Source organism: Shewanella sp. 10N.7 (assembly GCF_020806285.1).
Classification (GTDB): Bacteria; Pseudomonadota; Gammaproteobacteria; order Enterobacterales; family Shewanellaceae; genus Shewanella; species Shewanella electrodiphila.
This window is the reverse complement of sequence record NZ_JAJGZS010000003.1, coordinates 20,709-45,288: the sequence shown is the minus strand read 5'-3', so window position 1 is coordinate 45,288 and position 24,580 is coordinate 20,709. Positions and strand designations below refer to the sequence as shown.

General features: G+C 40.9%; 16 protein-coding genes and 1 tRNA gene. 6 read left to right on the top strand and 11 right to left on the bottom strand.

Annotated features, from left to right (window positions below; all coding sequences use genetic code 11):
- Positions 1-67 precede the first annotated feature (67 nt).
- A complete protein-coding gene (locus LMH66_RS03130) occupies positions 68-1,390 on the bottom strand; it encodes an anaerobic C4-dicarboxylate transporter (RefSeq protein WP_229368493.1) in 1,323 nt (440 codons plus the stop codon).
- Positions 1,391-2,039: 649 nt separating this feature from the next.
- Between LMH66_RS03130 and LMH66_RS03125 the strand changes: the two genes are divergently transcribed.
- Positions 2,040-2,600 carry an outer membrane beta-barrel protein gene (locus LMH66_RS03125; protein WP_229368492.1) on the top strand — a complete coding sequence of 187 codons (561 nt, stop codon included), beginning with the start codon at positions 2,040-2,042 and terminating at the stop codon, positions 2,598-2,600.
- A gap of 261 nt (positions 2,601-2,861) precedes the next feature.
- Here LMH66_RS03125 and LMH66_RS03120 read toward each other — a convergent pair.
- Positions 2,862-2,946, bottom strand: a tRNA-Leu gene (locus LMH66_RS03120).
- A gap of 362 nt (positions 2,947-3,308) precedes the next feature.
- On the opposite strand from LMH66_RS03120, the gene LMH66_RS03115 reads away from it, so the two are divergent.
- Positions 3,309-3,440: a DUF3149 domain-containing protein gene (locus LMH66_RS03115; protein WP_065109785.1), complete on the top strand. Its 132-nt coding sequence runs from the start codon at positions 3,309-3,311 to the stop codon at positions 3,438-3,440.
- A gap of 124 nt (positions 3,441-3,564) precedes the next feature.
- Here LMH66_RS03115 and LMH66_RS03110 read toward each other — a convergent pair whose 3' ends face one another.
- Together LMH66_RS03110 and tcdA are read right to left on the bottom strand one after the other, a co-directional pair.
- Complete coding sequence (locus LMH66_RS03110; protein WP_102526602.1) at positions 3,565-4,176, bottom strand: superinfection exclusion B family protein; 612 nt, start codon at positions 4,174-4,176, stop codon at positions 3,565-3,567.
- 94 nt (positions 4,177-4,270) lie between these two features.
- Complete coding sequence (tcdA, locus tag LMH66_RS03105) at positions 4,271-5,065, bottom strand: tRNA cyclic N6-threonylcarbamoyladenosine(37) synthase TcdA (RefSeq protein ID WP_102526665.1); 795 nt, start codon at positions 5,063-5,065, stop codon at positions 4,271-4,273.
- Between the two features lie 445 nt (positions 5,066-5,510).
- On the opposite strand from tcdA, the gene LMH66_RS03100 reads away from it, so the two are divergent.
- Both LMH66_RS03100 and LMH66_RS03095 read left to right on the top strand, forming a co-directional pair.
- On the top strand, positions 5,511-6,569 hold the full coding sequence (locus tag LMH66_RS03100) for a porin (protein WP_102526666.1): 1,059 nt from the start codon (positions 5,511-5,513) through the stop codon (positions 6,567-6,569).
- 486 nt (positions 6,570-7,055) lie between these two features.
- Positions 7,056-8,087, top strand: a complete 1,032-nt coding sequence (locus tag LMH66_RS03095; protein WP_229368491.1) for a porin — start codon at positions 7,056-7,058, stop codon at positions 8,085-8,087.
- Positions 8,088-8,189: 102 nt separating this feature from the next.
- Here the strand turns inward: LMH66_RS03095 and LMH66_RS03090 are convergent, their stop codons facing one another.
- Positions 8,190-8,849, bottom strand: a complete 660-nt coding sequence (locus LMH66_RS03090; protein ID WP_229368490.1) for a thiopurine S-methyltransferase — start codon at positions 8,847-8,849, stop codon at positions 8,190-8,192.
- Positions 8,850-9,053: 204 nt separating this feature from the next.
- Entirely contained in the window at positions 9,054-9,404 is a 351-nt protein-coding gene (locus LMH66_RS03085; protein WP_102526605.1) for a hypothetical protein, read from the bottom strand.
- A 300-nt stretch (positions 9,405-9,704) separates the two neighbouring features.
- Between LMH66_RS03085 and LMH66_RS03080 the strand changes: the two genes are divergently transcribed.
- Positions 9,705-11,513 carry a serine/threonine protein kinase gene (locus tag LMH66_RS03080; RefSeq protein WP_102526606.1) on the top strand — a complete coding sequence of 603 codons (1,809 nt, stop codon included), beginning with the start codon at positions 9,705-9,707 and terminating at the stop codon, positions 11,511-11,513.
- Positions 11,514-11,590: 77 nt separating this feature from the next.
- On the opposite strand, the gene LMH66_RS03075 is transcribed toward LMH66_RS03080, so the two are convergent.
- The 5 genes from LMH66_RS03075 to LMH66_RS03055 form a co-directional block, all read right to left on the bottom strand.
- Positions 11,591-13,969, bottom strand: a complete 2,379-nt coding sequence (locus LMH66_RS03075; RefSeq protein WP_229368488.1) for a zinc-dependent metalloprotease — start codon at positions 13,967-13,969, stop codon at positions 11,591-11,593.
- A 115-nt stretch (positions 13,970-14,084) separates the two neighbouring features.
- The gene (locus LMH66_RS03070) at positions 14,085-17,789 is read right to left on the bottom strand and encodes a response regulator (protein ID WP_229368486.1); all 3,705 of its coding nucleotides are present in this window, start codon (positions 17,787-17,789) and stop codon (positions 14,085-14,087) included.
- Positions 17,790-18,227: 438 nt separating this feature from the next.
- Positions 18,228-18,983, bottom strand: coding sequence for an oligogalacturonate-specific porin KdgM family protein (locus LMH66_RS03065; RefSeq protein WP_229368485.1), 756 nt, complete (start codon positions 18,981-18,983; stop codon positions 18,228-18,230).
- Between the two features lie 91 nt (positions 18,984-19,074).
- Positions 19,075-21,642, bottom strand: a complete 2,568-nt coding sequence (locus LMH66_RS03060; protein ID WP_229368484.1) for a hypothetical protein — start codon at positions 21,640-21,642, stop codon at positions 19,075-19,077.
- Between the two features lie 39 nt (positions 21,643-21,681).
- Positions 21,682-23,232 carry a polysaccharide lyase 6 family protein gene (locus tag LMH66_RS03055; RefSeq protein ID WP_229368483.1) on the bottom strand — a complete coding sequence of 517 codons (1,551 nt, stop codon included), beginning with the start codon at positions 23,230-23,232 and terminating at the stop codon, positions 21,682-21,684.
- Between the two features lie 299 nt (positions 23,233-23,531).
- Between LMH66_RS03055 and LMH66_RS03050 the strand changes: the two genes are divergently transcribed.
- Complete coding sequence (locus tag LMH66_RS03050) at positions 23,532-24,485, top strand: polysaccharide lyase family 7 protein (RefSeq protein ID WP_229368482.1); 954 nt, start codon at positions 23,532-23,534, stop codon at positions 24,483-24,485.
- The last annotated feature ends 95 nt before the right edge of the window (positions 24,486-24,580 follow it).

Genomic DNA, 24,580 nt, shown 5'->3' with positions numbered 1-24,580 from the left:
TTGCTGGGCTTTTTTATACCTGAATCATCAAAGATTATTCAGACAATTTCTCTACTCATAACATCACTTAGTGGTTAATCACCAATGTCGAAATAAAGTAACCTAACACCGTTGCTGTCGTGACCCCGATAAAACCTGGGATAAGGAAGCTATGGTTAAGAACATATTTACCAATATTCGTTGTGCCAGATCTATCAAAGCTGATTGCGGCTAAATCACTTGGGTAGAATGGGAAGAAGAAGTAGGCATAACACGCTGGAATCACACCAATAAGCACAGGTGCAGGGATACCTAACGCAAATCCTAGTGGGAACATAATAGTGAGTACTGCAGCTTGGCTTTTAAGGAAGATTGATGCCATAAACATCGCAATAGCAAATGACCAAGGGTAGGCACTGACTAAATCACTGAGCGAACTCACTAAGTAGGCTTTATGATGGCCAATAATAGTGTCACTTAACCATGCAATACCAAAAATGATCACCACTGCAGTCATTCCTGCAGTAAAGACATTACTATTAACAATCTTTTGCGGTGACACCTTAGTTGCCAATAATATAATCGCACCAACAGATAACATCATAAACTGAATTGCTACCGACATTTTCACGCCTTCTGGCAACACTTCCTTGCTGAACATCGCAATCATGATGACTGATAAGATACCCGCTAAGAATAAAAACAGACCCCGTTTAGCAACCGAATCGGTATGCGCTTGATCGCAAGACTCTACATCAGGATCAATTAGGTTACTGCGAAACTCTTCATCTTTAAGACGTTGTTGAAACGCTTCATCTTTATCTAAATTTTTACCTCGATTCAAACTCCATGCACAACCTGCAAGCACACCGATTAAGGTAGCAGGGATAGTGACTGACAATACATTGATCAAACTAATATCAAGGCTATTATCCATTGCAGTCGCCATTACCACTGCGGCGGCAGCAGCAATTGGACTTGCTGTAATCCCCATTTGCGAAGCAACCGTAGCCATTGCCAATGGGCGCTCAGGACGAATACCTTTTTTATAAGCAACATCATAAATTACTGGTAAAAGAGGATACACGGAATGACCGGTTCCTACTAACACTGTTAATGAATAAGTACACAAAGGACCGAGGAAAGTAATTTGATTTGGGTGTTTTCTTAATAGCTTTTCAGCATATTTAACCAGTAGTTTAAGACCGCCAGTGGCTTCAAGTGTCGCTGATGCCGCCACAACAGCAAGGATAATCAGCATAACACTGACTGGAGGTGAGCCTGGAGCAACCCCAAACACAAACGCTAAAACAGAAACGCCTAATCCACCTAATAAACCGAACGCGACGCCACCATGGCGAATACCAACAAATATTACCGCCAACAACAACAGCATATGAACATAAAACATTAGCTAATCTCCTTAGCAAACATTAAGTAATTGCAGCGACTCCTGCTGCATTAAATTCATTTTCTATGTCATAAACAAATTGGTTATCTATGCGTTGTAGGAATCGCATATTATCATTAGCATAAACAAAGAAAATAACAGTTGAAGGCTGACAGAGTGGTTATTATTTTCACAGCCTTCATCTTGTTTATACATCAAATGCAGCACATCAAATATCAGCTAAAAACCATACAGTGACCTTGCGCAAGGATTTCAACAACAGCTTGTTAAATTTGTGATCTGCTCACACCTATACCGATCAAAGGCTCTAATTTTTTAATTTAAAAATCACAGAAAACCAAGTGAACACATCAAAAAAAGACAACATATTAAATTAGTAATTAATAATATTGAAATAAGGTTTAAATTACTGCTAAAGCTAGAATTGAATAACAATAGTTATATATGAGGAATTGAATTTATTTAGGGTAATCACTACAAACTTATCTATTTATAATAATGAATCCACTAACTAATAGAAATAATATTATTAATTAAATCACCAACAAGTCATTTATTTTTACTCTTAAACTCATTCAGTTCTGATACAGCTTAGTCAGACTATGATTGCTCCAACAAAACGAAATAACTATTTTTACTTGGAGTGATTATGAAAACTAAACAACTTATTTTAGCGGGTGTAGTAACGTCAATGATGTCTGTTCCAGCAATGGCATCTGATTGGTTTGTTGGTGGCGCCGCTGGATACCAAAAAAATACTTACAAGCTAGACTCTTCTGTCGACGGTGAAAAAGAGAACGAAAGAGATATGGCCTATCAACTTCGTGTTGGTAAGTATATTAACGACAATAGCCGTGTATATGGTACATATGGCTACAACTCTGAAGACATAGGTAAACAGCAGACTTTCTTATTATCTTATGACTACTTAGTCCCACTCGGACAAAGTAATGTTAACTGGTTTGTGGGTGCAACAGCCGGTATGACTCATACCAGTATCAAGGAAGCAGATTTAAGCTCTGGTGACAATTTTGTGTGGGGTGGTCAAACAGGCTTTATGTACAACATCAACGACAACTGGTCGACTGAAATTGGTTACCAATACCTGAAACAAGACTACGAGAAAGATGTTGAAAATGGCGCTAATACCGGTACATTCTCATTAAATGATACCCAACAAGTTTATTTAGCCATTGATTATAAATTTTAGTTTTAAATAATCTAACCGGATATTAAAGGATGCCTAGGCATCCTTTAATTATAAGTATAGTGGCATATTACATATGCAAACAAATATGTATATCACTATAATTAATGATCGTTACACTAATAAACTATTAATAATTGAGAATATAAATAAAAATGCCAGAAAAAGAAAAACTAACCTTACTGGATAATCAAAACTTAGCACGATACAAATTTAAGACACAAAAAAACCGACATAAAGTCGGTTTAATCCTCAAAGAGGAAGTGGTACCGGTGGGCGGACTTGAACCGCCACGCTCGAAAGCAACGGATTTTGAATCCGTCGTGTATACCAATTTCACCACACCGGCATCATATTGATGTCTCAACAGAGCTAGGCTCTATCGAGAGTCAGAATTATACCTAGGCCATTAACAATGGCAAGCTCTTTAATGCGCTATTTCGTCTATTTACTTTCAACAGCTCAAATCTCATTCAACCAGCGCTCTTTGCTGCGCTAAGCGGACTCTAAACAACAGCTCACACATCCCTTTCGAAAATTCGGTTCTAACTCGACATCATGTAAATAGTGATCGATTGCAGAGTTTACTAATTTTTAATTCATTACATTAGCATTCTAGCAATAACCGACAAGTTAATTGATCGAGATCATAATTGTTAAAAGATGTATCTAGTATGTTATTTATGACTTCACAATAAAGGAGATAATAAAATGGCATTCTGGTTAGATTTAATGTTTGGTAATGCAATAGGTTTGCTATCTATGATTGTCATCTTCTGCACTATGGGAATTATGTCGTACATGATGTGGATGTTTATAGTGAAGTCGGCTCCAAAGAAATAGGTGTTACTTATTTTTATTTTAGTCAGTTTTTTTTGTGTTTTTTAGCAAATAATTAGGGGGCAATTAGCCCCCATTTTTCTGCCTAATAAACATAAAATCAATGGTAAGTGATCATGGTTGGTGATTAAGCAGCATGTTTTCTAGGTTGCACTAAACCATTAATGAATTGCGGTCTAGCTTTAATCAAATGCGACAATTCTTCTTTACTAGGCTCACCAGCAGGTAATCGTAATACATCGCGATTCAAATACACTCTCGCTTTCATCGAAATTTTATACTCAGCTGTCGGGCCTTGTATTGCGTAATGACGTTCATTACCCACTAACTCAAGAATACTCGTCGCAACTAATCCTTTCACCGCGAGTTCGTTTTGAGGTAATGCCAAAATAGTGGCACCTTGAAGGAAGAATTCACGCAACAATGCACGTTCTGCAGGATCCAGCAATTTAACTTTAGACTCAATGGTTTCTATCGCGCGTTTTTCACGTAAATAATTAATAGATTCATCAACAACAAAAGTGAATAACTGACTTAAGAAGAAAGCTGCGCCGACAATGAGACCTAGGCCAATAAAATGACCATATTCGTTCACTAGGTTATCTAACGATAAAGTCTGCAAGACATGAGAAGGGGCAAACAACAATACAGCACAAGCAACAACCCACCAGAGCATTACACTGACAAGCACACGCTTTGCGTTGGCAAATTTTAAGTTATCTAATTTAATTTTCATCATCTCGCTTCCAAAGTGTCAGATTTTTGAATCTAATACTTCAAAAGCAATTTTGATGCCAAATAGTACGCATTAATCAGCTTATTAAAACAATAACTTACTTTTCAGCTAGCCTTGCTAACACACGACTCGCAGCAATAAAGCCAAATGTACCTGTAACCATTGTCACAGCGCCGAACCCTGATGCACAATCCATACGCATACTACCTTCTGCTGTCGCTTTAGTACTGCAAACTGAACCGTCACTTTGAGGGTAAACCAGGTGTTGAGTAGAAAACACCGCATCGACAGCAAAACGTCGTTGGACATTTTTAGTAAAATTATACTCACGACGTAAAATCCCTCTCACTTTAGCAAGTAATGGATCTTGGATCGTTTTAGCTAGATCGGTAAGTTGGATTTGAGTGGGATCAGTTTGCCCACCAGCGCCGCCGACAGTGACAATTTTGAGTTTATTTCTTTTACACCAAGCAATTAACGCGGCTTTTTGTTTTACTGCATCAATACAGTCAACAACATAGTCGATAGATAAAGGATCGCTTTTAGTTCCAAGGTACTCTGCTAGGTTGTCAGCGGTTACAAAATCCTCAATCTCATTGACGACACATTCAGGATTGATGTCGCGAATACGCTGTGCCATCACTTCAACTTTAGATTCGCCCACTGTTGATGTCGTCGCATGGGATTGGCGATTAATATTAGTGACACAAATATCATCCAAATCAATCAAGGTAATCTGCCCAATTCCGCTTCGGGCTAATGACTCAGCAACCCAGGTCCCTACCCCACCAATACCAATGATAACAACATGAGCATTTGCAAAGTTTTGCAGTGCATTTTGACCATATAAACGGCCTATACCACCAAAACGATTTAAATAAGATTCTGACAACATGTAACGCTCTTGAGTACTCACTAATAAAGGGGCGATATTTTATCCGAATCTGATACAAACCGATATAACTGAACAGTGAAAAATGAGAGTCGATGTCTTTATTATTACTTTCGTTGAATTCAATAACCATACGACACAGTTGTTACCTACAGACGCCAATTAAGTAAACTTAATTGATTTACCGTTAAACAAGCTAAAAAACATGTTATCCATAACCGTAAACCTTGTAAATCAATATGATACATATCGAATAAAACCAGCCTTTAGTGACAATAATCACACTTTTTAGTGAAGCTTTTATGTCAGTATCAGCCGCAGATAAAGGATCCTAAATAATAGCGCTTACCGCTAAATTATTAGCGAGTCGCTATTGTTATCAATGTTGCGCACAACTGATGAGTGCGTAACAAAATCAAGCCCTTACCAAAGGAAGATTAAGATGATGAAAAAAAACCTGATCACTGCTGCTATTGTATCTTGCACAGCAATGACCTCTTTCACTGCGTTAGCTGATGGCCCAAATTTCTATGGTCGCGCAGATCTTGCATTAACAAATTCTGATTTAGGTGTTGCAACACAAAATCAAAAAGACGGCACAGTTATCGAGAATAACTTTTCTTGGTTAGGTGTTAAAGGCAGTGAAAAAATCAATGAAAACTTCGAAATCCTTTACCAAATGGAATTCGGTGTAAGTAACTTTGATAACTCAGGCGATACTTTCGCAGCTCGTAACACTTTTATTGGTCTTAAAACCAATGCAGGTACGGCTTTAGTGGGTCGTAACGACACTGTGTTCAAAGCTTCTGAAGGTGGCTTCGATTTATTTGGTAACAGTAACTCTGATATCGATTTATTAGCAGCAGGTCAAACGCGTTCAGGCGACGGTATCAGCTACTACTCTCCAAAAATTGCTGACATGGTGACGTTCAACGCAACTTACTTAATGGATGACAATTACGAGTCACAAAGTGATTCAATGTATGCATTAAGTGCAACGCTAGGTGACAAAGCACTTAAGTCACAAAACTTCTATGCCGCTGTTGCTTACCAAGATGGTATTACAGATGTCGAAGCGTACCGTGGTGTGGTTCAAGCTAAATTCGGTAACTTTATTGTTGGTGGCTTATACCAAAACACTGAAAGCTTAAAAAGCGAGTTAGCTCACCTAGAAGGTGACTCTTACTTCATCAATGCTGCATATGTAATGGGCAACCTAAAGCTTAAAGCAATGTACGGCTACGATGATTCAGGTCTTGGTAAAATCGTTGACCGCCGCACCGGTCAATTAGAAAGCCAAAGTGATGTCAACGTGTTAGATGCACGCAAAGACGTATCTGACGTTGAAATCCAGCAGTTCAGCATCGGTGCTGATTATCGTTTAAGTGCTAATACATTAGTATACGGACACTACACTAAGTACGATGGCGACATGAAGCTAAATGGTGTTGTTGAAGACTTAAGTGATGATATTTTCACAGTTGGTGTTCGTTTAGACTTCTAAACTGCCCTTAAGCTGTTGAAAAATATCACAGTCAATTGTTAAGCAATTGCTAAAGCGACCTAGCTAGGTCGCTTTTTTTTGCCCAGAGCATTCCAAATGAATTTTTAGATATGCAAAACTGCATAACCCCAGCCTATACAAGCCTTAAAGCTTAACACTTTAGCAACAACTTAACTAACTCGAAAGCCTATCATATCAAGCCTTACACGATACTGATAACTTTGGGAACCTCTATAAATAGGTAGTTTGCTACATTGGTGTTAACTAATAGCCAAAAGTATCGAACTTGTCACATTTTTTCATCAAATCATTACGTTATCCCATAAAGTTTGACATAGCCCACAACTTAAACACCTCAAACCTGTAAAAATCCTCTCAAGTTCATGTCGTTGACCTATTACTATTTAGATAGCTCTATGACTGAAATTCACTAAAACACCCCCGTTTAAAGGGGATAGAACCTCAGGTTCTAAAGGGAGTATGAAGATGAAAAAGACGCTAATCTCAGCATCTGTAGCCTCAGTAATTGCATTAACTTCTTTCGGCGCAGCAGCTGAAGGTCCAAACTTTTACGGTCGCTTAGACCTAGCTGTAACCAATTCAGATCTTGGTGTAACAACTCAAGAAGGGAAAGAAGGCACTGTATTCGAAAACAACTTCTCTCACTTAGGTGTTAAAGGCAGCGAAAAAATCTCTGATGCTGTTGAAGTGCTTTACCAAATGGAATTCCAAGTTGAAAACACATCTTCTAGTTCAGACGTTTTCAAAGCGCGTAATACTTACCTAGGTTTAAAAACTAACTTCGGTACTGTTTTAGTGGGTCGTAACGACACTGTATTTAAGCAATCTGAAGGCGGCGTTGACGTTTTCGGTAACACCAATGCTGATATCGACCGTTTAGTGGCGGGTCAAACTCGTTCTGCTGATGGTATCTGGTACTACTCTCCAAAAATCGCTGATTTAATTACCTTAAACGCGACTTACTTAATGGAAGATAACTACACTGATGCTGATGACAACGAGTCTTATGAAGATCAGTATGCATTAAGTGCAACTATTGGTGATAAAAAACTTAAAGCGCAAAACTACTATGTAGCAGCGGCTTACAACACAATTGGCGGCATCGATGCATACCGTGGTGTGGCACAAGTTAAATTTGGTGATTTCAAAGTAGGCGGTTTATACCAAAGCACTGAAAGCCAAACTACCGATCAAGAAGGTGATTCATACTTCTTAAACGTGGTTTACAACCTAAACGGCGTTAATTTAAAAGCTGAGTACGGTGTTGATGAAGGTGGTTTTGGTCGTTACCTAACTAAGCAAAAAGCAGCAGATGGTGTTGTTACTGATGCTAGCATTACTCAAATCACTGTAGGTGCTGATTACCGCATCTCTAAATCTACTCTAGTATATGGCCACTACGCTATGTACGAAGGTGATTACCAACTTGACGGTGGCCCAACCATCGATTTAGAAGATGACAACGTATTTACTGTTGGTATGCGTTACGACTTCTAATTGATTGAGTCATTAGGCTCATTTCAATAAAGCTATACCAAAAAAAGCGACCTTGAGGTCGCTTTTTTTATGTGGCTATTTTAGTAAGTTTAGCAAATAAGTTTACCCTTTACGGGTTAACAGGTAAGCCGCTTCATTCAGCCATGGTACTTGCTTATTAACAAAGCGTGGATTATCAGCAAGTACATCGGCGCACTCGAGTAATTCAACTTCAAAGTGGCTTGCTAAGTATTGCTCAATCCAGGCTGGACTTACAGCAAATGGTGGGCCATTGAGCGCAGCTTGATCATAATCCAGTGTCACTAATAATCCCTTAACGCCAACAGGAATAAGTTCAGCCAGTTTTTTAGCGTACTGTTGACGCATGGCTTCTGGCCACGCAATGAGTGCGGCGCGATCATAAAATGCGTTAATTGACTGGGTTGATTCGTTAGCTAAAGTAAAAATATCACCCTGGATCAGTGAAACCTGCTCAGTTGAGTAAGCTTGATGTTCACCGTGAGTTTGACGATTAACTGGTAGGTTGTTTTCTTTGAAAAAGTCTTCGACAGCAATTTGATTTAACTCGCAGCCAAGCACACTATGGCCCTGCTCCGCTAAATAACACATATCTAAGGATTTGCCACATAAAGGTACAAATACTTCCGCAGATGGTTCTAGCGATAAACGCGACCAATACTTAAGCAGAAATTCATTAATTTGAGGTTGATGGAATCCAATTTGTTTCAAATCCCATTTTTCGTGCCAAAAGCTCGGCTCCATGATAACAAACCCTTGTTCAGTAACTAATGGGCTTCACTGTAATCACAAAAATACTGAGATGCAACACACCATATAAGCTTGGTCACTCACACAGCGTTAGCAAATTGACTTATCATCAAGCCAAATACGGCAATCGTCACTTAACTTTTATCAGCTCAGGACACTCAAGCTAAGCTAATTTATTGAGCAATAAACCTAGGGGACTTACTCAGGCTCACCCTCTAGCACAAACTGGACTTTCTTAAGCCATTTACAGTTGTCACATTGGCAGTTACGACGAGAAAGATGATGCGGACTCAAATTAGAATCAACAAAATCCACTGCTATCAATAGTTGCTGCTTCAATTCCTCAACGGATTTTTTCTCTATGGCAACTAGCTCATCATTATGATTCATCCAGATACACTCTTCGCCTTGATGGCAAGTCGTACATTGCTCGTCACTGGCATTATAAAAGACGGCATGTGGACAATGCGTCACTTCCATTGACTGTAAAATTCGCTGACGAGGAAACCTAAACAGTGGAATTAAATCTGCTTTATTGATGGTAGGCATAAGCGCTCCTTGATTAAACCGAATCCGTTGATTCAGTTAAATAGTACCTGTCTATGACCAAAAACAACTTGATTCAAGTCAAAGTTTACAACACCGTTTATTTGAGATAGGTAGCTTTACTCTGAATTGCTAATATAAATACTTACATAGCGCCGACAATAATTGATCCTGCCGCACTTTTAGCATTTTATGAATTCTTAAACATAAAAATTCCCATCAGCACTTGCCTGATAAATCTAAATATGAGTTTATAGTGTTTCTAACACATTAAGCCAATGGGTTAGCTAACTGGAGTACAAAGTGCAGACACCTCAGCTACAACACTTTTATATCAATGAAGAACAATCTGTCTATTTATTAAAAGCTGAAGATGCACGTAAACATCGCGCTTGGATAAGACTATGTAACCAACAGCTGAGTAAACTGGGTTATGCGGATATCGAATTCATCGGTAAAGGCGCCTATGGCTTTGTGTTTGCTGGCACCAATGATATTGGTGAATCCCACGTGTTTAAATTTTCACGTATTACCCTCCCCCGAAGCGTTCAAGACCGACTGGAAGAAGAAGCGTTTATGCTCAGCCAGTTAGTTCACCCAAACGTTCCTAATGCCATCAAGTTTGAACGTGTTGGCAAGCAAGGGATCATGGTAATGGAGCGTGCTCAAGGGGAGGATTTAGATAAAATTTGCCACCGATTAGGCGTACTGCCTGTAGCGATGATTATCAGTATTGCCCGCCAATTAGCTAACTTACTTTATTATCTTCGCACCGGTAAATGTCTTGTCCATGGCGATATAAAACCCTCTAACTTAGTTTACGATATTAAAAACGATCATTTGTCGTTAATCGACTGGGGATCGGCAGTGTTCGCTCAGCGAGATGAACACAACAAAGCGGTTGAAGATAATGTCATGTCGTTAATGTCCAGCGATCAACACCATACCAATGCCAGAATGGGCGATGTCTATTTTATTGGCTCCGAGCAGCTAAATGGTGCGCTCTCAAGCCCACGCTTTGACGAGCAAGGTGTAGCCGCAACCTTATACGCGTTAGCCTCAGGACAAATTAGCCGTTTCGGCAGTAAAGTGATACCAGCAAGCAGCTTAGGTCTGCCCATTGAACTGGCCCGAACATTAGATGGCATGCTAAGTGATGATGTTGAAAGGCAAAACCTTGCTGGAGATTATTTCCTTAAGAGCATGCGCCACAACCATCGAATGCACCTACCTGATTTGCAAACCCAGCCGCTGCATGAAGACATACCGCTGTGGGTATTACCCAAACAGAAACAAGTTGAAACCGTGAGTTATAGCTCTCGAAAATCATTTTTAAAAGAACATAACACCCAAGATCCTATTGCTAAAATGGACGACGTACAGCTGGAAAAGTACTATCGAAACTTTTTAGCTGGCATGGGAGACACTGAAAAAGGCTTCGTAGCTGCAGTGGGTAAACTGGCGCAATATCCAATTGTTGGCGGTCTTGCTATTCACTGGCGTAAAAGCGGCGTATACATTGATTCAAATCTGGCCATATACGACCCTGATACCAAAGATGTGCTCATAAAAGCAGTCAATAATATGGTCACTTTAGCCCGTGGAATAAAACGGATCGGGGTATTTAAGGCCTGTTTTTTTAATGCAAAAGACACCTTACATCTTGAGAGGGACACGCCTTCTGAGCCTTATAAGATGATCAATGATGCCCAACTTAGTTTTGAAGTGGGTGATGTCCCCGCATCTGAAGGACGCTCTCGATTACACTCCTACTTTGAAGACGGTAAAGATCCTGAAGAAAATCTTGAGTTGCCCACTGAGATCATGACCGAGCTTGGCTGGATTAACCAAATTCATCACACTGGTTGTATTATTTTTGAAGCGCTACCTAATCACCTTAAAGTGCACAGTTATTTACGTTTACTCAATCCTCGTAAACAAGCTGCATTTAGGGCTTCATTAGATCGAATTCTCCATCATGCTAGCAAAATACAAGGTCATGGTGTGTCAGGCTTTATGAAGCTGCCCTATAAAAACACCCGACAGTTTTCGCATATCGATCAAAAAAGCGATCATTTTTACCCCAAGAATCCTAAGCAAGCGCAAAGCTAACCCGCTTCGAGCAGCGCCTCACACAAAAAAGCCTCATTTCGTAATGAGGCTTTTTACTATCGCACCAGTGAAACCCTTTAAATAGGTGAACCAGGCGGCATTTTTAGTGGCTTAGCAATAAAGCGATACTCTTTCGACTCTATCCCTTGAGCCAGGCCTTGTAACAGCCAATCAAAATACGCAGCTTGATAGTTACTCGCACGGTTACTGCGGCGTTTGAGTTGTTTCTCAACATAATGCAGCCTTGCAAGTAATTGAGCTTTTACTTCCGGCGAGGTTTTCTCATTATGGTAACTGGCTAACAATTCATCCATCACCACTGTATTGACTCGCATTTGCACCGCCAATAACTGACCGCGCTGCAGATCTTGATAAACCGTTTTCGCCAATAGTTTATCCACTAAACTCACTACAGATAACTGCTCTGAATCATCCATATAGCCTTGATTTACTCTATTTAGTCGTTCAGGTGCTAGTAACCTATTAGCAATTTGGCGGCTCAGTACTTCTGCCATGCCTATAGGATCTGTTAATACACCAATACCAGAATCAAAGCTTTCTCGCGTTTTTCGATAGTTACCCGCTTTCGGCACTAGCATTTCTGTTACTTCTTGTGGAACTGATAAACTCTGCGCCGAAATCACCTCTAACAGTGAAGATAAAGCCGCATGCTGCAATTTTGGCGAAAGGTAATGCCAGCGTTCAGCTGAACCTTGCTGCTGATAACTGTAATCACTACCACCAATCCATTTAGCCGCGGCATCTATCTGGTAACGCGTCAGTAGATAGATGGGCACAAATGCATCACTCAGCTCACCTAATGGCTGTTCTTGCAGTAAAACTTGAGCATTAAATTGCTCAATGGCGGTGCGACGAACTTGCTCTAATCGGGTTAACTCAGCCGCAGCCGAAGCTCCGGTGTCCCATAAACTTGCATAAGCGTGACTGGCTGAAGGTGAACGAGAGTCAGCTTCGCCAATATAACGTAGGCCTTGAGTTCTCGCTTGTCTGACCAACTCTTCCATGTTCGCTTCATTGCCGTAACCATAAGCAATAGTGAACTTATCCCATGCGCCTATACCCTCAGCATATGGCGCTGAGATATCAATTTTATCACCGTTAAGTGTGGCATTAGGGTGTGGATAATCCATCACAGATGCATTGTCATTGGTCGATGCGGCAAAGTTATGGTCAAGGCCAATTGTGTGGCCAATTTCATGTGCCGACAGCTGACGAATACGGGCTAGTGCTAATGCCATAGATGCATCACTTGCCGCTTCTCTGTCTTCCCAGCCAGCTGTTAAACCACGCGCAATTAAGTGATCTTGTTTAACCCGCAAACTGCCTAGAGTCACATGGCCTTTAATGATTTCACCGGTGCGAGGATCTTTGATTGATGCGCCATATGACCAACCGCGCGTCGCTCTATGTACCCACTGGATCATGTTATAGCGAATATCTTGTGGGTCAGCATCTTCAGGCAGCATTTCGACTTTAAAGCCATCAATAAAACCTGCTTCAGTAAAGGCTTCTTCCCACCAGCGAGCACCATCTAACAGTGCAGTACGGATCGGCTCTGGCACACCAGGGTCGAGATAATAGGTAATAGGCTTGATGACTTCACTGGGCGCTATACCTGGAGTGACTTTTTCTAAACGATGTCTGAGTAAATAACGCTTACTGAGCGGAGAATCTATTGCAGCAGAGTAATCATAATATTCACCTGACAAGTACCCACTCATAGGTTGATATTCGCGAGGTTGATAACCTTCCTCTGGTAGCGCCACAAATGAATAGCGCATTCTTACCGAGACAAACTTGCCATCAGGGGTTACTTGCCTGACTTGCTCGCCTTCTTTGTTGCTAGTGAAGGTTAATAAAACGTCCACATCGGCATTCTTTTCAAAGGACTTTATCCCCTCTTCCATAATGACCGAACGCGAGGTATCTAAACTGTAATGACCTTGCTTAGTATCAGCAAAACGCTGCCCGACGCCGTGGAGATCATTAAGGACTAAATCATTCACCGACACTAATGGCGTTTTGCCATCTAAGACTTTGCCGCGCCATAACACTGATTCAGCAAAAGCTTCTTTAACCGCTAATTGCTCCGCAGGATTGTCACTACTGGCACGATAAAAAGTGTTTAATTGCTTTAATAATATGAAAGGACCTTGGCGCTCAAACTGCACCATTCTGGTTTCACCTAATTGGCCACGATCTAGCCCGATATCATTAGAGCCAACGCCGTGGGGCAAGCTAGTTATCATCAAAAAGGGTTGATTTAACTTTTGGGCCTCTAAAAATAGCTCTCCTGATTTGTTTTGGTAATAGAAATTAATAAACCCAGAAGCTTTCTCACTTTGCTTAATCACGGTTTGCGCAGGTGTCGCCGCATACGTCATGATGGGAATGGCGGTTAATGCCAATGAAAGTGCGATGCTGTGGCGGATCATTAAACTATCTCCAAATCGAATAAACAGGGTCTACAAACAAATAAACAACTCAAACTTTAAGCAAGTTAATACAAACAACTGTGCTAAGCCAGATTTAAATCTGGCTTAGCACTTATCACTTATGGCTATTCTTATAATCTATCCAATGCTCAAGCGAATCAAATAACTCATTCAAGACGATAGGTTTGGTAATATGGGCATTCATACCCGCTTTTAAGCTCTTTTCTCTATCGCCTGACATTGCATGAGCAGTCATGGCAATAATGGGCATTTGTTCACTGGTATAACGTTTACGTAGTTCCTGAGCGGCTGTGAGACCATCCATCACTGGCATTTGAATATCCATCAATACCGCATCAAATGGCTTACTATCAATTATATCTAGGGCGATTTGACCATTATCAGCCACCACTACTTCATAGCCAGCACTTTTCAATAACTCTGTGGCGACTTGCTGATTAATAAAGTTATCTTCAACCAACAGTACTAAACCAGCTTCTTTAGTTTGCTCAGGATCTTCCTCGACTACTGGCGCCACATTGAGTTTAGGTTCAGCGGCAAATGCACCGATGATTTCGTCAAATAATGCCGAGGCTTTAAATGGCTTTTGTAACACGGCAAACACACGGCTTTCATCAAATTCAGCTTCTAATGGCTCGGCTGAATAAGCCGTCATTAAGATGATGACGGGACGTTTTTTAAGGCGACCATCTGCCACCATCTCATCGATAATATCAATAACATCAGCGCCGCCCATTTCAGGCATCATCCAATCTAATAACAGCAAATCCACTGAGCTATGGGTTAGCACATCAATGGCTTCAGCGCCGCTTTGCGCTGTTTTAACATCAAAGCTAAAGTCATCCATAACGGTTGAGTATATTTGCAATGCACTTGGGTTATCATCAACCACTAAGGTGGTTAAGTTATTCAACTGCTCAGGCACCACTAACGGCGCAACAACATTCTCTTCGGCAATTTCAAAGCTAATATTGAAACTAAAGGTACTGCCTTGATTTGGCTCTGATGACACTTCCATCGTACCGCCCATCAGCGACACTAAGTGCTTACTGATCGATAAGCCTAAGCCTGTACCACCGTATTTACGAGTCGTAGAGCCGTCGGCTTGTGAGAAGGCATCAAACAACTTAGCTTGTTGCTCTTTGCTAATACCAATCCCGGTATCACGTACCCAAAACTTAAGGTTGATACGGTGATCGCGCTCACCGACATCTTCACAGCCCAGTTCAATTTCGCCATTTTGGGTAAACTTGACTGCGTTAGATAATAAGTTAACCAATACTTGGCCTAAACGCAGCGGATCGCCACTAAGAATTAAGCCTGCGGTCACTGGGGCATACAGTAATAACTCTACCCCTTTCTCTTGTGCTTTTTGCGCGTTCATATCAATGACGTGATCAAGCACCTTATCAAGCGGGAATGACACTCGCTCTAACTCTAGTTTACCCGCTTCAATCTTGGAGAAATCCAAAATGTCATTGATGATCCGCAGTAAAGAGTGAGCCGAGAAACCTGCCTTGTTAAGGTAATCTTGCTGCTGCGGTGTTAGCTGAGTACGCTGCGCTAGCTGCAACATACCGATAATCGCGTTCATTGGGGTGCGGATTTCATGACTCATATTAGCCAGGAATTCACTCTTATACATATTGGCAAGTTCAGCGTCTTGCTTCGCTTCAAGCAAGGCCACCTCATTACTTTTTTGACGAGTAATATCTTTGTGGGTACCCAACATACGTTTTGATTGACCGTCATCGGCAAACTCTACCGCACGACCACGTGATAATACCCAATGGTACTCACCGGATTTCGCTCGCATCCGATACTCAATCTCATAGGTGCCTTCAGGTTTTTTGGCATAGCCACTGCGGTATTCTTCAACACGCATGCGATCATCTGGATGAATTAACGCATCCGTTGATGAAATAAGCGCAGGGAATTCATTTGGCTTATAACCCAGCATTGAATAGAAAGCAGGGTTACAAATCAGCTGCTCTGAATCTAAATACCAATCCCATAAGCCATCTTCTACCGCATCCATTGCAAGATGGTAACGCTCTTCAGATAAGCGTAACTGCTCAGCGGACTCATACTCACGAGTCACATCACGCCAAACCGAAATAAGCCCTAATAGCTCGCCACGACGATTGTAGAAAGGTAACTTTAAGGTATCGAGTAATACTGTCTTGCCGCCGATATCGACTTTTTCTTGATAACGCAGCAACGAGCGATCACTTAAGACTTTCTGATCTTCTTCACGAATACGTGCGCCTTGATCATGAGTTGCATCAAGTGATAGTTGGCCTACTAGTTCATTTTCTTTACAGCCAAGCATGTATTCAGCTGACTTATTACAGCCTAAATACTTACCCTCTTTATCTTTATAAACAATCGCCTCGGGAATTGAGTCAATCAAAGAACGCAGTAATGCAAATTCACGTTCTCGACGCTCTGTGGTATCACGCAGTCGTTGAGTACGCCGCGCAACGAGATTATCAAGGCGCTTATTCTGCTCAGCTAAGTGGCGGGTATATTGTTTGTTTTCTTCAAAAATGCGGCTGACCAGTAAAAACCACGGCTCCCAACCTTCGGTAATTTTCTTTGGCGCAGCAATCGGCTCACGGGAACACTCTTCTAAATGGGTCAGCAGGCGAGATGCTGGATTAACGAATGAACGACGAGTCTGCCAATGCACTATCGTCACCAATACTGATAACGCTAAAACAACTAATAAAAACGTCAGCTTTAACTTATCCCACGCATCTTGGAATAACACATCTTCATCTTGTAAATACAATAAACGCCAAGGTGGATTTTGCAATGCAACTGAATGGATGTAATAACCATTACGTAATATACCATCGTGGGCATCGAATAGCTCTGACTCAGGTAGCGAGTGTAACTCTGACGGGATCCGCTGACTAATGTGATAAACACGGTTCATATCATTGGCGTCGAAGTCACTATGAGAAAGGATATTGTTGTATTGATCCAGCAATATCACCGTGCCCGGCATTTTGAAATACATGCGCATTTGCTTAGCAAGCGATGCCAGTGTCATATCAAGGTTGATTGAACCGATAAAATCATCTTCAAGATAAACCGGTAACCCTAATGTAGTTAACAGTCCTTGATCGGCTAAATCAACATACGCTTCGCGCCAGAATACGCTGCGCTGCGGGTTCATTGCGGGCGTTGCAAGTTGGAATTGTTTCTTGTTTAACAGTTCTTCTCTAAATCGGGTCTCATTGGTCGACCACGGAAATGAAGACATTATCCGTTGTTTAGAGATGTAGTAAATTGATGATGCTTTTGGCGCTGCTTCTTTAGCAACAGGGAAAGACAATGACAGTTCAAACAGCATTTCTAATTCTTGATAGAAGGTATCACTGCGGCCATCTAACGAGCCCATACCGGTGATCCGCCCCATATTGGTAAAAGGCTCACCGCTAATGGCGTAGCTAGGTTCTAAGGTAAAGAACTGACCATCTTCATTGAATTTTTCATACTGAGGCAAACGATCTTTACGCACTAATTCGCCCAGACGTAAGTTATCAACCGCCACATTACGTAAACTTTTAACCGCGCGAATACTGGACTCAAGCAGTAAATCAATTTGCAGTACATGACGTAAAACTTGCTCTTCACGCTCTTTAATTAATTGCGTTTTTTGACGTTCAAATAGCATCCAAGCCGATAATAGCGCCATAACAATAACGCCAATATAGGTATAAAAAACAGCTCGATTGTACTTTCGTTGAATAAGCGATTTTAGATGTAAATCTGGCTCGGTCGATTTCATTGAAATCCCTATGGTTTACTCAATAGCGTCGATGTTCAAAAGAAAAAGGAGAGGCGCTACATAGTTTAATTCTGGTTTATTTACGCATATTATCAGGAAGCTATTCTTAAGCACATGAATAACCTAGATCAATCGTTAGAAAACATGTCATTTTAATCAGTTTATAAATGGCTTCTAAAACATAGCAAATTATCACTATAGAATCATGGTGATTTTACCTTTAATACCAAGAAATCTGATTCCTTATTTTGTGATAGATAAAAGCTTCAATTTCCCTGCCATTACCCCAATGACTCACTGCAGAATTAATATTCGCTAGCGTTAAGTGAAAACTGAAAATTGAAAAGTTGCCTCAAAACAATAACAACGACTAAAAACAAAAAAACCGACAATGCCAACGCATCATCGGTTTATCATTTACGGCTAATTTCTCACTAACTAGAAGCGGAACTTATAACCAAACTCAATGGCATTATCACGTTCACCATACCACTCATAATCACTGCCTAAATGGCTGGATTTAAGGAGTTCAGACTTAATTTTATACTTGCCATAGAATGCATGAGCACGGGCGTTTGGCAAACGGTATTCCGCGCTAAATTCATGCTCCCATACCGTGCCTTTGTTGTTATCAAATACGTTGTCATCCAGTTTGTCTTTGTAAATCGCATCATAAACAAATCTAAAGTCATTCCACGTATACGTTAACCACAGGTCATAACGCATTTCTTTACCCACAGCATCATCATAAACACCGCTACTTAGGCTCAAACGATCTAAATCCTCTGAATAACGGGCACGGAATTTCATTTGAAAATCTTTGGTTATGCGGTAGCCATAAAAAGCGCCAAGACGAAGCTTTTTAGCGTTTTCTTTGATTTGGTAATCCAGCAATGGACCAACTTCGTGTTCATTCTTATCGCCCCAACGATGACGATAACCCGTTTTAACAGTAAATTCATATTGATCAGGTGCATAACCTGTTTCAAGCTCAGTTTTACTGCGGTCATATTGCCATACTTGTTCAAAGCCGAAGTTAAAACCGTTATCCATTCTGTGGCTAAACTCAAGTTTAGGACGATCTGTACGGCCATCTAATACTTTATGTTCCCACTTCATTGTAATGGTGCTGTTCGCTAGTGCTGAACCACTCACCATACTTAATAAGCCCAAGGCTAAAATTGATTTTTTCATCTTAAAATATCTTCCTGTAGGTAGTTAAATACCCGGCATGTGCATCGCACATGCCTTATCAATATCGAATAAATTACAATTCAAGGCGTAATTAGTTGTGAGTGTTACCAGTAAATACATTGGTACTTTCAGCTGGTAAACGAGCGAAAATAGCAGCATCACGCACACCTTCACCCACATCATTAACCGCTTCTAGGGTGTAATCAGTGAAGCTGTTGTTGCTCACTGTGACAGCACAAGTATTTTCGTTGTCAGCATCTTTAATGACACCGCCACTTGAATCACCAATTTTGACTGCTGCAGTTTCTTTATTGCCATCGCCAATAATGCTGAAACTGTTGCCATCAACTAGCGTACCCATGCGTCCTTTACTTGAACTACAGGTCAGCTTTACCATGTCATTTTGTAAGTTACGGCTTTGAGAAAGGAATTCACTGCCCGTTAAGTTAATGAAACCGTATGAACGGATCCAAGCTCCTTTATTTTCGATTTGATCTTGTTCGGTGATATTTGAAGCGTCGAATGAAAGGTTATCCAAGATGATTGGCATACCATCCTCACCGACTTTTTGAATATTAATGACTGCTTCTTTGGCATCATCTGTCGCGCCACATTTAGCTATGGCGTCATTATTAAACGTGATGTTTGTGATTTGTGCACCCGCCGCACCATCAACCACATCAATACAAGCGCTACCTGAGATAGCCGCGCCAGTTTGACCTGTTAACGTGATGGCTCTATCGATGGTAATCACACCTGCTGAATACTCAAAGCTTGCGCCTAAAGTAATGGTGCTACCTGCTGTTGCAGCTTGAATTGCCGCATTAACTTCATCAACATTTTCAGGGTAAGTCGGCTCAGGATCTGTGCCGCCACCTGTTACCGTGTTATTGGTTTCAGTCGTATCACCAAAGACATCGTAAAGTGCAGTGCCAATATCGTTGTTTTCGCTGATTAACGCACTGAATTTATCAAAGGTATTGTCAGTGAACTCAGCGCCACAGTTTTTATCTTCTTGGCCTAAGTTACTTGGCACACCAATGGTTGCAGCGATTGTCATACCTGAAGTGTTATCAGCGCCCAAACCAAAAGTGCTACCTGAAATGATTGAACCACGTGGGTCACTGTTTGAGCCACCACGAGAAGCAGAGCTTCCGCAGTTTAGATATACAATATTTTGCGCATCGGCTGATTTATTGACAAATTCAGAGTCAGAAATATCGACTAAACCACGAGAGTAAACCCAAGCATCACTCTCACCCGTTGATTCTTCGAACCCGCTACCGTCAAAGGTTAAGTTTTCAAGCGCAACTGCTGTTTTATCTTTACCCACTTTACCGATGTTAATAATAGAAGTTGAGGTGCTTTCACCCGAACCACAGTCATTCATCACAATATTTTCAAAGCCGATGTTAGAAATCTTTGCTTGATTACCGTTACGTAAAATTTCAGCTGCTTCTGTAGGGATATCAATACAAACTGCGCCAGAGAAAATAGCTTGCTCTGTCTCAGTCACAACGCCTTCTGAATCAGTTGATTGTAAGGTAATAGCTTGATTGATAACTAAGGTTCCGGCATCAGCAAAGTCACCTGCAACATCTAAACTAATAACAGTGCCTGAACTTGCCGCATCAATTGCTGCATGTAACTCAGCAACCGTTGTCACCACATCAGGAGCTTCTGGTGGAACACCTGGGTCGGTATCACCATCAGTTAAGGTATTGTCAGATTCAGTGGTATCACCAAATACATCATAAAGTGCAGTTGATTGATCGCTAGTCTCGCTGATTAAAAAGCCAAATTTTTCGAATGTATTGCCTGTAAAGGTCGCAGCACAATTCTTATTATCTTGACCTAAGTTGCTAGGCACACCGATTGTGGCCGCTTTTGTCGCGTCATTTGCATTGATTTCAGCCAGTGCAAAGATATTGCCAGTCATGGTAGAGCCAAGATCATTGGCGTAACTACCGCCTCGAGATGCTGAACTACCACAGTTCAGGTAAATCATGCTTTGCGCATCTGTCGATTTATTGGTGAATACACTGTCTGAAATATTCACTAAACCACGTGAATAAACCCAAGCAGCACTATCACTGGTAGATTCTTCGAAGCCAGTGCCATCAAAAGACAGGTTATCTAAAATAACCGCTGTTTTATCTTTACCGACTTTACCGATATTAATAATTGAATTAGAGGTGCTTTCACCTAAGCCACAGCTATCCATGACGATGTTTTCAAACGCCAAGTTTGAAATACGCGCTTGCTCACCACCACGAAGAATTTCTGCAGCTTCAGTAGGAATATCAATACAAACCGCGCCAGATAAAATCGCCTGCTCATTTTCTACAGGATCATCAATTGCGCCATCGGCATCAGAGGTAATGAGGGTAATGGCTTTATTAATAACAATAGTGCCAACATTTTCAAAGCTACCATCGATATTCAAGCCGATAACAGTACCCGCTTCTGCGGTATCAATTGCTGACAATAACTCAGCTGAACTTGAAGCAACCACATCGGCTACATCAGGTGTTTCAACGGGTGGTTGCCCAGGATCTGTTCCACCATCCCCTGGAGGTTCATCATAAAAGTCACAACCTGCTACTAAACTTGTCGATAAAGCAATGGCCACTAAAGCCGATATTTTTTTAATTCTCATTTTACTGCCCCATTAATGAGTTTAACGTTCATCTTTTTATTATTTGATGCGATAGCTCGCACCCGTATCTTGAGTCGTTAGTACTTTCAATCCTTTAGCACCACCATCGAAATTAGTCGCTTCAAGCAAACCATTTTCAGCGCGCTGTAGTTGAGGATTACGGTAAATAACCCCGTCCCATGGCAGTTCGATGCCCGCCACTGGGCCGTAGTACAAATCATTTTCGTAAGTTGGGTTCACCAAAGGTGCAACGCTTTCATTACCCGTGAGAGCCAAAGTTCTTGAACCTTGTGCATAAGACAGGTTGTTCTTAAAGCTCAGATCGGTACCCGCAAAGATGGTGCTCACTTTGGCATTGTCATAAAGGCTGACGCGGTGAGTTTTGGTGGAATAAAGGAAGTTTTGACGAGAGTCGATAATGGTGTTGTTTTCAATTTTAACTTTATAAGGTGTAGCCTGTTTATTGAGCTCTTTACCTTTCACATCATTATTTAAGGTTTCACCTGCAGCAACATCAGTGATACCAGTGTTCACAGCGATACCGCCACGCACATCACCAGTGCCCATTACTCGCTCAATGTAGTTATTGCGAATCGTATGACCAGCATCATAGAAACGAATACCACCAGATTGCTTTTTGTTGTTACCTAAAATGACATTGTCTTCTACTACATTGTCGGTACCGTGACGCAGTGAAATCATCGAAGCATTATCAACAAAAGTATTGCCTCTAAGCGTGTTACCGCCTGATTTCAATGAAACTAATTCAGTCTCACCATCGCATTTCAAAAATAAATTACCTTCAATTAAGGTTTTTGAAGCGTAAATTGAGCTCTTGGAGTCACCTAAACGAATAGCTTCCCAGCTATTTGAGTTATAACGAACCGCATCAGGGTTATCGAACTCATTAAACTGGTTGTGCTGTTGGTTATAAAAAAGATTACCTTTGATGGTGTGATGATCAGCGGTAGTGTCGCCTTTTTTCTTTTGTACACCAATCAAGGTGCCGCGTTTATGCTTACCTTCAAAAGTATTGTTGATTAGGCTGTTGTGTTTACCGTATAAGGAAATCCACAAATATTTAGGGTATTCAGCGCGTCTGTCGTCAGGCTGATAAAGGTAGTCATCATTGAAGAAGTAGAAAGTAGAATTAGTTAGCGTATTATTATCACCACGGAAGACCACACCGCCCATTCTTTCTGCTGGGCCTCCATCGGTAAATACCACACCGTCTAAGGTAATATTGTCACCACGAAGATTAAACTGTACTAAACCGGTAAACCAAACTTCCCCAGGGTTCGCAGCTTTAATCGTGACGTTATTTGCTTTGATATCGAACTTGCCAAGGTTGGCATATTTTCCAGCATCGATAACGAGCGTTTCGCCATCTTGGAGTGTGAGTAATTTATCTTTTAATGCTGCAGCATCAGCACTTTGCAAAGATGACGCAGCAATAGCACTTTTATTATTTTGCTCAACCATTGATCCTGTGATTGTTGCTGTCCCCACAACATCAACCGCAGGCTCGGTAGCTGCACAACCTGCCAGCAATACCAAAGAAATAGCTGAAGCGATAATACGCTTTTTCATACTTTCCCCTTTCCTATTTGTATTATTTAACACAAGCTTATTTGTATTATTAATCTTTTGGTAGGAAAAACTGTGAGATTGTTCATAAACTAACTAATTAGGAGTATATAATTGATTATTCTTTGCAACCAAAGCAAAAAAACCTTTAACAATGAGACTTTCAGGGTAAACTTTAATCACAAAAATTAACAATGGTCTCATTAGCTGATTGCTAATTGACTAGAATATTAAAAATTTCTCCCACAAATTCGTTTGAAAAAGTAAGATATATTGTCTTACAAATAAGGAAGGTTATCGTTATGTTAATGCGAATATTTATCTCTAATGTATTACTTATACTTCTTTTAGGTTGTTCAGGTTCTTCTGATTCTCCTGAAACGCCACCTGAAACGCCACCTGAAGTGCCTCCAGAAGTGCCTCCGTGCGAAACCTGCAATTGGACAATTGAGCAGTGGAAATTGACTATTCCTGAGAGCAAAGACAGCTTTTATGGTTCAGGCGGAACGAGTGCTGCAGAACTAAAACCTGGTACATGCAGTAATAATCAAACCTTCTCAAATGACACAGACATCGCTTATTTCTGGACTGAAACCAATCCACAGCAAATGGTGTTTAACCTTGATTTAGGCATAGATGGCGCGACGACACCCAATACCCAGTATGTACGCTCTGAATTACGTGAGCTATATCGATACGATACTGAAAGTGCATGCTCTACAAGCAATCAAAATTGGTCTATTAGTGGTGAGCATCAATTAATGGCATCGCTGAACATCATTCAATATCCACAAATCTCATCGACGACACCAAAAGTGATTGTTGGCCAAGTACATGGCAAAGATATCAAGCAAGCATTGGTAAAAGTATTATGGGAGGGCGAGGATAAGCCTGTCAGAGTCATATTAAATGACACGTTCAATCCTAATAATGAGACTTGTGATACTTGTCAGCCTTTCAGTATCGAACTAGGCACAGCGCCAGCGTACGAAGATTGGCAATACTCGATTCATCTTGATACTGATGGCGTAACGCTTTCAACTACAATTGCAGGCGCTACAACTCAAAAAACGTTAAAATGGGGCGAACCTGTGATCGCAAATAATGGCCAAGAATACACCTTAGATACCGCTTGGCTTGGTGAAGAATATTACTTTAAAGCTGGCATATACCCTCAAATAGTGACGTCGTCGAACTATGTTGGACAAATATTTGAAGTCGGCTTTACCGAACTTAAGGTCACTCATGCTCCATAGCTAGGCTATGATCGTAACTGTCCAGGCTGCATAAATTTTCATGCAGCTTGAGAAAATTGAGTTTAAGCTATGTAAGATCATGAGTTATTCATTAT

Bases quoted from the DNA above. Each gene is read 5' to 3' on its own strand.
- LMH66_RS03075 (WP_229368488.1), bottom strand. From the start codon at position 13,969: ATGATCCGCCACAGCATCGCACTTTCATTGGCATTAACCGCCATTCCC.
- LMH66_RS03065 (WP_229368485.1), bottom strand. From the start codon at position 18,983: ATGAAAAAATCAATTTTAGCCTTGGGCTTATTAAGTATGGTGAGTGGT.
- LMH66_RS03125 (WP_229368492.1), top strand. From the start codon at position 2,040: ATGAAAACTAAACAACTTATTTTAGCGGGTGTAGTAACGTCAATGATG.
- LMH66_RS03095 (WP_229368491.1), top strand. From the start codon at position 7,056: ATGAAAAAGACGCTAATCTCAGCATCTGTAGCCTCAGTAATTGCATTA.
- LMH66_RS03085 (WP_102526605.1), bottom strand. From the start codon at position 9,404: ATGCCTACCATCAATAAAGCAGATTTAATTCCACTGTTTAGGTTTCCT.
- LMH66_RS03070 (WP_229368486.1), bottom strand. From the start codon at position 17,789: ATGAAATCGACCGAGCCAGATTTACATCTAAAATCGCTTATTCAACGA.
- LMH66_RS03115 (WP_065109785.1), top strand. From the start codon at position 3,309: ATGGCATTCTGGTTAGATTTAATGTTTGGTAATGCAATAGGTTTGCTA.
- LMH66_RS03100 (WP_102526666.1), top strand. From the start codon at position 5,511: ATGAAAAAAAACCTGATCACTGCTGCTATTGTATCTTGCACAGCAATG.
- LMH66_RS03055 (WP_229368483.1), bottom strand. From the start codon at position 23,232: ATGAAAAAGCGTATTATCGCTTCAGCTATTTCTTTGGTATTGCTGGCA.
- LMH66_RS03090 (WP_229368490.1), bottom strand. From the start codon at position 8,849: ATGGAGCCGAGCTTTTGGCACGAAAAATGGGATTTGAAACAAATTGGA.
- LMH66_RS03130 (WP_229368493.1), bottom strand. From the start codon at position 1,390: ATGTTTTATGTTCATATGCTGTTGTTGTTGGCGGTAATATTTGTTGGT.
- LMH66_RS03060 (WP_229368484.1), bottom strand. From the start codon at position 21,642: ATGAGAATTAAAAAAATATCGGCTTTAGTGGCCATTGCTTTATCGACA.
- LMH66_RS03050 (WP_229368482.1), top strand. From the start codon at position 23,532: ATGTTAATGCGAATATTTATCTCTAATGTATTACTTATACTTCTTTTA.
- LMH66_RS03110 (WP_102526602.1), bottom strand. From the start codon at position 4,176: ATGATGAAAATTAAATTAGATAACTTAAAATTTGCCAACGCAAAGCGT.